This window comes from Paraglaciecola sp., assembly GCF_039964565.1.
In the GTDB taxonomy this organism is placed as follows: Bacteria; Pseudomonadota; Gammaproteobacteria; order Enterobacterales; family Alteromonadaceae; genus Paraglaciecola.
This window is the reverse complement of sequence record NZ_JBDVXF010000005.1, coordinates 132,127-145,433: the sequence shown is the minus strand read 5'-3', so window position 1 is coordinate 145,433 and position 13,307 is coordinate 132,127. Positions and strand designations below refer to the sequence as shown.

Genomic DNA, 13,307 nt, shown 5'->3' with positions numbered 1-13,307 from the left:
CAGAGTTGAGCAATATGTCTAAGGGTACAGAAAGAAGCCTAATTGTTGGCTTAGACATAGGCACCAGCAATGTGAAGGCCGTAGTGGGCGAGTTGTTGCATGACAACACTATTAGCATTGTCGGTGTAGGCAGCCATTCGTCAAAAGGCATGGATAAAGGAGGAGTAAACGACCTCAACTTGGTAGTGCAATCGGTCAAACGTGCGGTGCACGAAATGGAATTGATGGCGGACTGCAGTGTATCTTCGGTGTTTATGTCAATATCAGGCCGCCACGTAAAATGCCAAAATGAAAGCGGTATGGTGCCGATTAATAATCAGGAAGTGACCCAAGAAGACGTAGACAATGTGGTGCATGCCGCTCGCTCTGTGCCTATTGCGGCTGAGCGTCGATTGTTACATGTGTTGCCTCAAGAATTTACGATAGACGTACAGGAAGGTATTAAAAATCCGATTGGTATGTCTGGAGTGAGAATGGAAGCGCAGGCACATATTATTACTTGTGCTGATGACATGGCTAAAAATTTAGTTAAATGTGTTGAGCGTTGTGAGCTCACAGCCGACCAATTAATATTTTCGGCGTTAGCGTCTAGTTATGCGGTATTAACCGATGATGAAAAAGAGTTAGGTGTGTGTGTAGTGGATATTGGTGGGGGGACTATCGATATGGTTATTTACACCGATGGTGCGATTCGCCATACCGCAGTGATTCCTGCGGCTGGCAACCAAATTACCAGTGATATTGCCAAAATATTCCGTACCCCAATCAGTCATGCTGAAGAGATCAAAATTAAACATGCATGTGCTTTGAAAGACATGGTTAGCATGGAAGAAAACATTGAAGTGCATAGTGTTGGAGGTAGGCCTTCAAGAGCTATGTCGAGACATACACTGGCAGAGGTAATTGAACCTAGGTATCAAGAACTGTTTGAACTGGTTCATGATGAAATTCGCGCCAGTGGATTAGAAGAGCAAATCGCTGCGGGCATAGTATTAACTGGCGGCACGGCAAAAATGGAAGGTGCAGTTGAATTTGCAGAAGAAATTTTCCAAATGCCGGTTCGAGTAGGGGAGCCTTTAGGAATGAAGGGTTTGTCTGAATATGTCGAAGATGCAAAATTTGCTACTGCGGTAGGTTTACTGCAATACGGAAAAGAACATGTCATAAGTCAGCTTGTTATGAAAAACAAAGCAAGTGACGGAATGTGGCAACGAATTCAAAGTTGGTTCAAGGGTGAGTTTTAAAAGTTGATTTTTTAACACACAAATTGAGCAATAAAAAATGAGCAGCAGACAAGGAAGAATTTCTGACTGCTTTTATGTACAAACCGGAGAGTAAAAATGTTTGAGTTAATGGATAGTCATAGCGAAGAAGCGGTAATTAAGGTTATTGGCGTTGGCGGTGGTGGTGGTAATGCTATCGAGCACATGGTTGCGCAGAATATTGAAGGTGTAGAGTTTATTGCCATCAATACTGATGCTCAGGTGTTACGTAGTTCATCAGCAAACGTGACGTTGCAAATTGGATCAGGGGTAACCAAAGGTCTAGGTGCCGGCGCGAACCCTAATATTGGTCGTCAGGCTGCAGAAGAAGATAGAGAAACCATACGCCAGAGCCTTGAAGGCGCTGATATGGTATTTATCACTGCAGGAATGGGGGGAGGAACAGGTACCGGGGCAGCGCCAGAAGTCGCGAAAGTAGCCAAAGAACTGGGTATTTTGACTGTTGCTGTGGTAACTAAACCTTTCCCATTTGAAGGTAGAAAACGTACCGACTTTGCCGATCAGGGTATTGAAGAGTTATCTAAATATGTAGATTCGTTAATCACAATTCCTAATGAAAAGCTATTGAAAGTAATGGGTAAGGGTACGCCGTTACTACAAGCTTTTAGCGCAGCTAACGATATCTTAAGCGGTGCGGTGCAAGGTATTGCAGAGCTGATTACCCGCCCAGGTCTGATCAACGTGGATTTCGCAGATGTAAGAACGGTTATGTCTGAAATGGGTACTGCAATGATGGGCCATGGTAGCGCGTCAGGTGAAGATCGTGCGGAAGAAGCGTCAGAAAGTGCAATCGCTTGCCCTCTATTGGAAGATATCGATTTGTCCGGTGCAAGAGGTATTCTAGTCAATATTACCGCCGGTCCAGACTTCTCTATTGATGAGTTTGAAACTGTTGGTAATGCTGTTAAAGCGTTCGCTTCAGAAAACGCTACCGTTGTTGTGGGTACAGTAATCGACATGGAAATGAGTGATGAATTGCGCGTAACAGTTGTAGCAACGGGAATTGGCGCCGAAAAGAAACCTGACATTTCTTTGGTGTCCAATAGAGCAAATAAAGTGGTAGCTGACGCACACGAATTCAAACTTCAAGCTAATGGTTCAAATGTGATGCCTAGCGCGAATGTTATGCCTGAAACAGCAAAAACAGTAGTGAGTGAAGAAAAAGCTGAGCAAGGCAACGATTTGGAATATCTAGATATCCCAGCATTCTTGCGTAAACAAGCTGATTAGCACTAAAAGTGAATTATTTAGTTAATACTCGGTCTGATAGCTTGGCTAAGACAGCCATTAAGCTAAACATGACAGTATTTTGACAAAAATAAGGTTTTTTAGTACTATGCGTGCCGCTTTTTATTCTAATAAGCTATTGAGCTGAAAGGTTATGATCAAACAACGCACTATCAAACAATCTGTGCAAGAGACAGGAATTGGTCTGCATAAAGGTGACAAGGTCACTATGACTCTCCGGCCAGCGCCGGCGAATACGGGAATCGTATTCCGCCGCGTTGATCTTGAGCCTTATGCTGATATTCCGGCTCGCGCAGAATCTGTAGGTGATACAATGTTATGTACATGTATCAGCAATGACGATGGTGCGAAAATTTCTACAGTTGAACATCTAGCATCAGCTTTAGCTGGGCTAGGTATTGATAATATAATTGTAGAAGTAGACAGTGATGAGCTACCTATTATGGATGGTAGCGCGAGTCCATTTATCTTTTTGTTACAATCAGCTGGCATTGAAGAACTTAATGCACCTAAGCAGTTTATAAAAATCAATAAAACTATCAAAGTAGAAGACGGTGATAAATGGGCTGAGTTTCGTCCTTATGACGGTTTTAGGGTAGATTTTAGAATTGATTTTGAACACCCAGTAATTAGTCAGACTCGACAACATATGGTTTTGGACTTCGACTCGTCGTCTTACGTCGACGAAGTCAGTCGTGCGCGTACATTCGGATTTATGAAAGATCTTGAATATATGAATTCACATGATTTGGCCTTAGGAGGCAGCATGGAAAATGCGGTCGCCTTAGATGAATATAGAGTACTTAATCCTGAAGGGTTACGTTACCCTGATGAGTTTTTGAAGCACAAAATACTGGATGCTATTGGTGACTTATATCTTTGTGGGCATAGTATTATTGGTGAGTTAGTGGCTTATAAAACAGGCCATGGGTTAAATAACAAATTACTTAACGCTTTGTTGCAAAATAAAGAATGTTGGGAATTTGTTGGTTATAACACCCCAGAAGAGATGCCTATCAGCTTTGCTCCGGTATTATTGACTAATTAAGTCTTAATTTGTGTCGCTTGACTAGTTGACAATAAACTAGCCAAATAACATAGTGAGAGAGTTATCAATAATACATATGCACAATTGTTGATTATTTCCTAATTGAAGAGATTCTATTTGGAATCCGGTTGGTATAAAAAATCAACAGTATGTTGTAATTGATATAACTTGTTATGCTGTTAGTTTATGGCTTGGTGAATTAAACTCAAAGTATATTGAGTCCATGTTGAAAGGCAGTCAATAGTAATGAAATTAACGTTACTCTTTAAAAGTAATAAAGCACGTTTTGTGCTCAATATCGACAAGCCCAAATTGCTTGTAGCTTTATTAGCGATCTGTGGATTTTTCTTTGTTTCTGGTCGCTCCACTCATTCTCCAGACGAAAATATTGCGAGGATCCAGTATGCAAAGGCTGGCCTCGAGCAACAGGCTAATGAAGTAAATTTACTCAAATCTTCAACGGAACAACGTTTAACCGGTGTAATGCTTAAATTGGCAGATATGCAAAGCCAAATTCAACGCTTAGATGTTTTAGGATCTCGCTTGGTTGAAAGAGCCAATCTGAATCCTGAAGAGTTTAGTTTCAATCAAATACCTAGTATGGGCGGTCCTTTGGATAGCAGTCCCGTAGATATTCAAGTTCAAGATGTGCTTTTGTCGCAAATGACGAGCATGTTAGAAACCATCCAAAGTAAAACCCAAGAACTCACAGCCCTTGAATCTATCATGCTCAGTCACCATATAGAGCAGGAGAGACGCTTAGAGGGTAAACCTATTTCATCTGGTTGGTTGTCATCTTATTACGGTATTCGTAAAGACCCCTTTAGTGGCTTGCCCGCGATGCATAAAGGGCTTGATTTTGCCGGTAAAGAAGGTGAGCCTGTTTTAGCTACCGGAGCCGGGATTATCACTTGGTCTGGAGCACGATACGGTTATGGTAATTTGGTCGAGATTGATCACGGAGACGGCTTAGTTACGCGTTACGGGCACAATAAAGAACTTAATGTTAAGATTGGCGATGTAGTGACAAAAGGCCAAAGTATCGCTGTCATGGGCAATACGGGGCGCTCTACTGGAGCACACGTGCATTATGAGGTAATACGCAAAGGTAAGCAGCAGGATCCATTACCTTACGTATATCGCAAAAGCTCCTAATCCACATTAATGGGGCAAAATTTCATTATTAACAATCGGCTCTCTGGGCCGATTGTTTTATTTTAGTACAGGGTTTGATCATGGGTTGTTGTGACTTGATGATCAAATAAAATTATTAATCTTTTAGATTGGAAGCTGTAAATAGATGTTTTCTAGTATCTTCACCAAAATATTCGGCAGTCGAAACGACCGGACAATTAAAAAACTAAGTAAGTCTGTTGACCTTATTAATCAACTAGAAACTGAATACGAAGCTTTATCTGATGAACAGCTTAAAGACAAAACGAGCGAATTTAGACAGCGCTTAGAAAAAGATGAGACCACAGATGATATTATGGTCGAAGCTTTTGCTGTGGTTCGTGAAGCCAGTAAGCGAGTGTTCGGAATGCGTCATTTTGATGTGCAAATGCTCGGTGGTCAGGTGCTACATCAAGGTGAAATTGCAGAAATGCGTACTGGTGAAGGTAAAACACTGACGTCTACCTTGCCTACCTACCTCAATGCGATATCAGGCAAAGGCGTTCATGTTATTACTGTTAATGATTATCTAGCTAGTCGAGACGCTGACTGGAGTAGACCTTTGTTTGAGTTTTTGGGCTTAACTGTAGGTTGTAATATTCCGGGTTTGAATCCTCAACAAAAACGAGACGCTTACGCCGCCGATATCACCTATGGCACAAACAATGAATTTGGTTTCGATTATTTACGCGACAATATGGCATTTAGTCCGAATGATCGTGTTCAAAAAGGGCTACATTTTGCTGTAATTGATGAAGTAGATTCGATTCTTATTGATGAAGCTCGTACACCTCTTATTATTTCTGGCCAAGCCGAAGACAGCTCTGAGTTATATCGAAAAATAAATGTCATTATCCCTGAGCTAACTAAGCAAGAAAAAGAAGATGAAGAAGGTGAAACGGGTGATGGACACTACACCATTGACGAAAAAGGTAAGCAAATTCATTTGACTGAAAATGGTCAGATATTTGTAGAACAAATTTTACAACGCGAAGGTATCTTACCAGAAGAAGAATCTTTGTTTGCTGCCGCTAATATCTCATTACTGCATCATGTTAATGCAGCACTACGAGCACATAAACTGTTTGCCAAAGACGTGGATTATATCGTTAAAGATAACGAAATCGTTATAGTTGACGAACACACTGGACGTACTATGGAAGGGCGTCGTTGGTCTGAGGGGTTACACCAAGCAGTAGAAGCGAAAGAAGGTGTGCGCATTCAAAATGAAAACCAAACATTAGCGTCTATAACCTTCCAGAATTATTTCCGTTTGTATGAGAAGCTTTCTGGTATGACAGGTACAGCCGATACCGAAGCCTTTGAATTTCAAAGTATTTACGGTCTGGATACTGTTGTTATTCCAACCAATAAACCTATGGTACGTAAAGACAAAGCGGATTTGATTTTCTTAACTGCGGAAGAAAAATACGAAGCCATAGTTGAAGATATCAAAGACTGTGTCAAACGTGGTCAACCAGCGCTAGTGGGTACCGTCTCAATTGAGAATTCGGAATTGATATCGGGCATTTTGAAAAAAGAAAAAATACCTCATAAAGTACTCAATGCTAAGTTCCATGAACAAGAAGCGGATATTGTTTCTCAAGCAGGTAAACCAGGTGCCATTACCATTGCCACGAATATGGCAGGTAGGGGAACGGATATCGTTTTAGGTGGTAACTGGCAGGCAGAAATCGACAAAATCCACGATCCTAAGCCGAGTAAAGTAGAAAAAATTAAGGAAGAATGGAAAGTCGCTCATGACGCCGTTTTGGCAGCAGGAGGATTGCATATTATAGGTACCGAGCGTCATGAATCACGTCGTATCGATAATCAATTGCGTGGCCGTTCGGGTCGCCAAGGGGATGCAGGTTCTTCACGTTTTTACTTGTCACTTGATGATGCTTTGATGCGTATCTTTGCCTCTGAAAAAATGGGCAATATGATGAAGCGTTTGGGCATGGAGCGTGGTGAAGCGATTGAACACCCTTGGGTAACCAGAGCTATCGAAAATGCCCAACGTAAAGTTGAAGGTCGTAACTTCGATATGCGTAAACAATTGCTTGAATATGATGATGTTGCTAATGATCAACGAAAAGTTATTTATGAGCAGCGTAATGAGTTATTAGACGAAGGCGAAATCAGTGAAACCATCGAAGTGATCCGTGAAGATGTGGTCAATGGTATTCTAGACCAATATATTCCTCCCCAGTCTTTAGAGGAAATGTGGGATGTGGCCGGCTTAGAAGAGCGTTTCAAAGCAGAGTTTTTAACCGAAATGCCAGTTCAAAAATGGTTAGATGAAGACGACAAACTCTATGAAGAAAAGCTTCGTGAAAAGGTTTTGGCTGAAGTAAACGCAGCCTATAAAGCTAAAGAAGAGATTGTTGGTCCAGAGGTCATCAGGCAATTTGAAAAAGCGGTGATGCTTCAAAACCTAGATAGCCACTGGAAAGAACATTTGGCTGCTATGGATCATTTGCGCCAAGGTATTCATTTACGTGGTTATGCACAGAAAAACCCTAAGCAAGAATACAAACGTGAGTCTTTTGAACTGTTTTCAGAAATGTTAGAAGCTCTCAAAGTCGAAGTGGTCACTATTTTAAGTAAAGTTCAGGTTAAAGCGCAAGAAGACGTTGAAGCGGTAGAAGAGCAAAGACGTCAAGCCGACGAAACACCAAAGAAATTTGAACATGAATCAGCGAGTAAACCTGAGCCCACTAAAACGGGCATACGTCAGGGACCAAAAGTTGGCCGAAATGATCCATGCCCTTGTGGTTCAGGTAAAAAGTATAAGCAGTGTCATGGAAAATTAAGTTAAATTAAGTTAATTTAAACGAGTAATTTCCATTAAAGTCGGACTCATGTCCGACTTTTTTGTTTTAGATGTTTGTGGATAACAAGAGAAGCCCTTATGAAAATAGTTGAAGTCGCTGTTGGTGTAATTAAACAAGGTAATAAAATCTACATCAGCAAGCGCTCAGATGCGTTACATCAAGGTGGTAAATGGGAATTTCCTGGTGGTAAACGTGAAGCGAATGAGACCATTGAGCAAGCACTGGTTAGGGAGTTATCGGAAGAAATTGGCATACAGGTTACTAAGCAAAGCCCGTTGATGTTGATTGAACACGATTATGGTGACAAAAAAGTTCGTCTAGATGTACGTCTGGTGGAGGAGTTTGAAGGAGAGGCGAGTCACCAAGAAGGACAACAAAGCCAATGGGTAGAAATAAAGGACCTAACTCAGTTTACTTTTCCAGATGCGAATAAAGTGATTATTGATAAGCTATCTGAACTGTCGACTGATCATTAGCAATACAAAAACAAGCCATTAAGGCTCATTAGTGCGGTAACCCATTTTATTCAAATGGGGGTAAATAATATTCTTCAGCTCTATTTTTCACCAAACTATTGAATCACTCTTTTGACAGCTTGTTCTACATCTTTGTAGTTAGTTTATTCTACGAAGCCAATTGAAAATGTTTGCGGAGTGTTGAGATATTTATTTTTGTCGCTACAGCCAAAGCCTAATACTGTCATATAGGGTCTACTCACGTAATTTTCAGGATAGTTATCATCTTGATGGCGGAGTAAATAACCTGAACTCGGGATAAGCCATACCGTCCAGCACCGCTATTATTGCGCCTAACTTCGTTGAACTTGCTCTCAATAGCTGGCTATTGCTTCACAAGCTCGCCTTGATAAACACAATAAAATCAGCACTGGATGCATTAAATTGGCGGCTAGATAAATAGTAAGATTATAACCTATTGTTTTTATTAGATTGACTTCATAGGACGCGGCACGTCTTAACCCGAGCTCAGGTTAAATAAATCATATCAGCGTTTTTTTTATCACCAAATGCAAACCACTCAAGAGCGGGTAAGTCTCCAATATTGCTTTCTTTAATAGAATGCGCCTTGTCATCAATTGACGCATACCAAAAATCATCGTCATCCATTTCGCCCCCAGGGACCCCTTCATATTGCACCCAATAATGGTAACCTTGGCTCATGCACCTATCGGGGTAAAAGTCCCACTGTCCTTGCCATTTACCATTGTCTGACGTAAAAATTATTTGTACATGCTGAGCCGTTTCAATGGCGACATAGGCGCTAGAATTATCGGTGCCATGGCTTAAAGTGACTTGGTCAGGTTCAGATAATAGGTTGCAAGCTAGGCTTAAACTAACAAAACTCTAAATAAAGAGGTGTGCAATTATTTTGCTAAACATTTTGATTATTCACCCATGACAAAAGGGACAGCAATTCACTGTCCCAAAGTGTTTAAAACTACGTTAGTTAAATAAAGCTAAGGCTTGGCGCTTCTTTTAAGTAAAAAACCAACTGTTAATATTGCTAATGCACACAGTAGAAACACCATTCGCCCCCACATAGGGTTCGGGATCAATATCATGGCGAATACACCACTTCCCATAAAAATAACCATAGAGCCGAGTTTGTGACGCTGTTGTTTGTCATATTCATCTTGCTCAAAATCAGCAATCACAGCTTTGCCTAGATCATCAAAGAAGCGATCCGTTTCCTGTCTATGTTGATCCTTCTCTTGCTTATAGAAAAATGTTGTTGAGCAGAAAAATCCAGCGGTTATCACTAAGTGTGCCGCTATGGTGATTATTAAGTTGATGTCTATAAATTCGCGGCGTGTGAATGCTTGCTGTAATCCAATATAATCTGCTAACACATCAGGCGTAAATATATTGGCCGTAAACCAAGATACAAAAAGCCCAATGGCGACAGTCACCCAAGACGCCCACTGCGGTGTTTTTCTAATGAATAGGCCAAAAATCAAAGGGATGAGTAAAGGCATTTGAATCATGACTGACATGTTCATCATTAATTCGAATAGGCTTAATTCTTTTAAGGATTTAAAAAACAGCGCCACCACTATTACTAAAATACCACTTACGAAACTAACAATACGACTGACTTTAAGCAGGTGTTTATCATCTACGCTTTTATTCCTTTTAAGCAGCATAGGTTGATAAAGACTCCTGACAAAAATTCCAGCGTTTTTATTTAATGCGGAATCCATAGAAGACATAGTTGCGGCAAACAAACCAGCCAATAGCAAGCCTACTGTGCCCACTGGCATGGCATTACGAGTAAACACCAAATACACAGCATCGGCCGCTTTATTACCGAGTTCGGGGTAAGCTGCTGCTGCATCAGGATATAAAGTGGCAGCAGCCCAGGGGGGAATAAACCAAATAATACTGCCAAACCCCATTAATATCATGGCAAGTAACGACGCTTTTCGAGCGTTAGCTGAGTCTTTAGCATTCAAAAACCGAAATGAGTCGTGCATGTTCATGATAGTGATCATTTGTTTGGCTAAAAAGAACACAAAAGAAGCCACTAAAATTACGCCATAATTCATGTCGGGACCCAACACAAAATCTGTTGGAAAGTTATTCACTAACGCAATAGGTCCACCGACCATAACAAGCGCCACAATGGCACAAGCTATTGAAATAACTGCCACAATTAGGGTTTGCACAAAGTCGGAGGCAACCACCCCCCACGCCCCTGATAGGACTGATACAAATACAACAGTGAGTCCAGTCACTATGATAGTAAGGGTAATATCCGCTTCAAAAACGGCACTGGCAAACACACCTAAGGCATTTAGCCATACACCGGCATTGATAAAGCTGAAAACAATCAGAGCCCATGAAAAAAATGTTTCGTTCTGACTACCAAAGCGCCGCTTGATCCCCTCTGTGGGGGTATCAATACGCATTTGCCGGAATCGTGCTGAGAAATACAGCCAGCCACAAAAATACGCAAAGGTATTGGCAAAAAAGACCAAGGTAATCGCGAAACCGTCAGTAAATGCCTTACCTGCCGCTCCGGTGAAAGTCCAAGCTGAAAACTGTGCCATGAACGCCGTAGAGCCCACCATCCACCACAGCATACGACCGCCACCACGGAAGTAGTCGCTGGTAGAGTTTTTAGCCATATTTTTGAAAGCAAAACCAATACCGATAATGAGTGAAAAATAACCAATAATCACTAAGTATTCATAAAACATGGGTAACCCTTTTATTGGAGATGACTAACGTCAACCCAATTGTCATTTTTACGAATAAGATCAATTAGTTGTTGATATTGAGCGCCTTCTTTGAAGGTTTGATAAGGGGCGACGTCTTCGCCTTTAATATCACTGATTAATTGTTTAATTAGATAACGCCAGTTTCTTTCTGTATCGCCTTCAACATTGGGAATGTTTTTGGCAATATCTTCAGGTAGCGCAACTTCGACCCATTCATTGTTTTTATCGTACATATACAGAGGTCCGCTGGCATAATGGCCTTTGATATATAGGGCGCTTTTACTACCATAAATGACGATATGATCTTCATTAAAGCGTGGATGCAAACCACCGTGTTTAAACATCACAGATACCGGTTTTTGAGCGATTGGACTTTCTAGTTGCGCTAAGACTGTATAAGACCATTCCACATTTGATTCCCCCCATTTTAGCGAAGGGTCATCAATATATTCAGGAATAAAATCACGTCGTGTTTTGAAGTTATGCACACCTTCAACTATAGGAGCTCGACCTAGGTCATCACGCACTTCCCCCATAATTGATAAGATTTTTTCACCTATAATTGAGGTGGTAATCGATAACTTATGGGTGAAGTTGTTGTTTAAACGACCGCCACCGTCTTCTTTTCTATGAGACCAGCCAAAAGGAATATTTCGCTCCAGATTAAAGTGCGATATGTATTCCACTTCTAATGGCTCGCCAATCGCACCAGAGGCCACTAATCTTTTAGCGTGGATCACTTCAGGCATATACCTGAAACTGGATGCAAAGGCTGTTTTTACCTTCTTTTCAATGGCTAGTTCATACAGCTTTTTAGCCGTTTCACCACTATGGGTCAGAGGTTTATCACTAAACACGTGGCAACCAAACTCTATTGCTTGACGGATAGGCTCTTCATGGACGCCACCTGGAGTGGCGATTGAGACTACATCTGGTTTACAATCGATCAGCGCTTGTTTCCAGTCAGTCCCAGCATAGGGAATATTTAATTCTTTGGCGACTTGTTGCACGACACTTTCTGTTCTGCCCACTATGCCGACAACCTCAGCACCCATATCTCTGAACGCTGCTGTGTGTCCCTGACCAGCAAATCCGGTACCTTGTACTAATACTCGTATCTTTTTATTCATGGTATTTTTCCTGATTTTTCACCAACCCAATTAATCATAAAAACGATGCGCTTACCAATTCCACACTGTGCCATCTTCCAAACGGCTGACTGGTAAATAAGAGCGTTTATAGGGGTATTCTTTTGCTGCTTCTTCGTCAAATTCAATTCCTAAGCCTGGGGCATCACTTAAATAAGCCATACCCTCTTTCACTTCAGCAGTATGCTTAAAAATACGCTTTGAATGGTCATTACCAAAACCAACAAATTCTTGAATACCAAAGTTGGGGGCCCAAAGGTTTAAATGCATGTGCGCAGCAAAACAAATAGGGGAGAGGTCGGGTGCACCATGTGGGGCCGTTTTGACATTATAAATACTTGCAAAATCAGCAATGCGTCGCAGCGCGGTTATTCCCCCTGCATGAGTCGCTGCCATTCTGATGTAATCGATTAGTTGATTTTGAATGAGCTCTTTGCAGTCCCATATGGTGTTATAGGTCTCGCCTATAGCGAGGGGGGTAGTTGTATGCTCACGAATTACCTTATAACTGTCTTGGTTTTCTGCAATGGAGGCATCTTCTAAAAATAATAAGTTGTAGGGCTCTAATAACTTGCCCAATCTGGCAGATTCAATCGGTGTTAAGCGGCTGTGCACGTCGTGCAATAAATCAATGTTGTTACCAAAGCGCTCTCGTGCCTTACGAAAAAGCTCCCCCACCATGTTGAAATACTTTGGTGTGGACCATCGTTCTTCTGGTGGCAAAGGTCGACTACCTTGAAGTTCGAAATAATCTGTTTTATCTCCCAGAACGCCGTAAGTCACATTTAATCCAGGTATTGCACACTGCAATCGAATGGCCTTGAAGCCTTGCTTTATATGCTTTTCAGTTTGATCTAGCGTGTCGTCAATAGTTTCACCACTGGCATGGGCGTATAAGGTTACAGCACGCCTACTTTTGCCACCTAACAATTGATAAACAGGCATGCCAGCTGCTTTACCTTTTATATCCCACAAGGCCATATCAATCGCAGCAATAGCTGCCATGTTTACTGCGCCTTTGCGCCAATAAACGCCTCTGTAGAGGTATTGCCAAATATCTTCAATGTCGTGAGCATTGCGGCCAACTAGGCATGGCGCAAGATGCTCTTCTAGGTAAGTGACAACCGCCATTTCACGTCCATTAAGAGTGGCATCGCCAAAGCCATAGATACCCGAGTCTGTTATTACTTTCACGGTGACAAAGTTTCTACCGGGGCTACAAACAAACACTTTAATTTCTGTAATTTTCACCTAATGATCTCTCTTCGAATCGTATAAATACCGTTTTACTAAACCGGTTTAGTTGATTAAATTATCATACTCTTGCAGAAT

Annotated in this window: 10 protein-coding genes; 6 read left to right on the top strand and 4 right to left on the bottom strand. The window is 41.5% G+C overall.

The annotated features are described in order from the left end of the window. Positions 1 to 14: 14 nt before the first annotated feature. The 6 genes from ftsA (at position 15) to mutT (ending at position 8,065) form a co-directional block, all read left to right on the top strand. Complete coding sequence (ftsA, locus tag ABJK37_RS02005; protein WP_215930265.1) at positions 15 to 1,244, top strand: cell division protein FtsA; 1,230 nt, start codon at positions 15 to 17, stop codon at positions 1,242 to 1,244. Between the two features lie 96 nt (positions 1,245 to 1,340). Next, positions 1,341 to 2,513 (top strand): cell division protein FtsZ, encoded by a 1,173-nt coding sequence (ftsZ, locus tag ABJK37_RS02000; protein ID WP_348349581.1) that lies wholly within the window; start codon positions 1,341 to 1,343, stop codon positions 2,511 to 2,513. Positions 2,514 to 2,664: 151 nt separating this feature from the next. After that, a complete protein-coding gene (gene lpxC / locus ABJK37_RS01995) occupies positions 2,665 to 3,579 on the top strand; it encodes a UDP-3-O-acyl-N-acetylglucosamine deacetylase (RefSeq protein WP_215930263.1) in 915 nt (304 codons plus the stop codon). Positions 3,580 to 3,825: 246 nt separating this feature from the next. Continuing rightward, positions 3,826 to 4,734 (top strand): M23 family metallopeptidase, encoded by a 909-nt coding sequence (locus tag ABJK37_RS01990; RefSeq protein ID WP_348349579.1) that lies wholly within the window; start codon positions 3,826 to 3,828, stop codon positions 4,732 to 4,734. 145 nt (positions 4,735 to 4,879) lie between these two features. Then, complete coding sequence (gene secA, locus ABJK37_RS01985; RefSeq protein ID WP_348349577.1) at positions 4,880 to 7,573, top strand: preprotein translocase subunit SecA; 2,694 nt, start codon at positions 4,880 to 4,882, stop codon at positions 7,571 to 7,573. Between the two features lie 93 nt (positions 7,574 to 7,666). Further along, on the top strand, positions 7,667 to 8,065 hold the full coding sequence (gene mutT / locus ABJK37_RS01980; RefSeq protein ID WP_348349575.1) for an 8-oxo-dGTP diphosphatase MutT: 399 nt from the start codon (positions 7,667 to 7,669) through the stop codon (positions 8,063 to 8,065). 507 nt (positions 8,066 to 8,572) lie between these two features. On the opposite strand, the gene ABJK37_RS01975 is transcribed toward mutT, so the two are convergent. The 4 genes from ABJK37_RS01975 to manD all read right to left on the bottom strand — a co-directional run bounded on the left by ABJK37_RS01975 (position 8,573) and on the right by manD (position 13,226). Beyond that, positions 8,573 to 8,767 carry a hypothetical protein gene (locus tag ABJK37_RS01975; RefSeq protein WP_348349573.1) on the bottom strand — a complete coding sequence of 65 codons (195 nt, stop codon included), beginning with the start codon at positions 8,765 to 8,767 and terminating at the stop codon, positions 8,573 to 8,575. A gap of 296 nt (positions 8,768 to 9,063) precedes the next feature. After that, positions 9,064 to 10,806 carry a transporter gene (locus ABJK37_RS01970; protein WP_348349571.1) on the bottom strand — a complete coding sequence of 581 codons (1,743 nt, stop codon included), beginning with the start codon at positions 10,804 to 10,806 and terminating at the stop codon, positions 9,064 to 9,066. A gap of 11 nt (positions 10,807 to 10,817) precedes the next feature. Continuing rightward, the gene (locus ABJK37_RS01965; protein ID WP_348349569.1) at positions 10,818 to 11,957 is read right to left on the bottom strand and encodes a Gfo/Idh/MocA family oxidoreductase; all 1,140 of its coding nucleotides are present in this window, start codon (positions 11,955 to 11,957) and stop codon (positions 10,818 to 10,820) included. A 51-nt stretch (positions 11,958 to 12,008) separates the two neighbouring features. After that, positions 12,009 to 13,226 carry a D-mannonate dehydratase ManD gene (gene manD, locus ABJK37_RS01960; protein WP_348349567.1) on the bottom strand — a complete coding sequence of 406 codons (1,218 nt, stop codon included), beginning with the start codon at positions 13,224 to 13,226 and terminating at the stop codon, positions 12,009 to 12,011. Positions 13,227 to 13,307 lie beyond the last annotated feature (81 nt).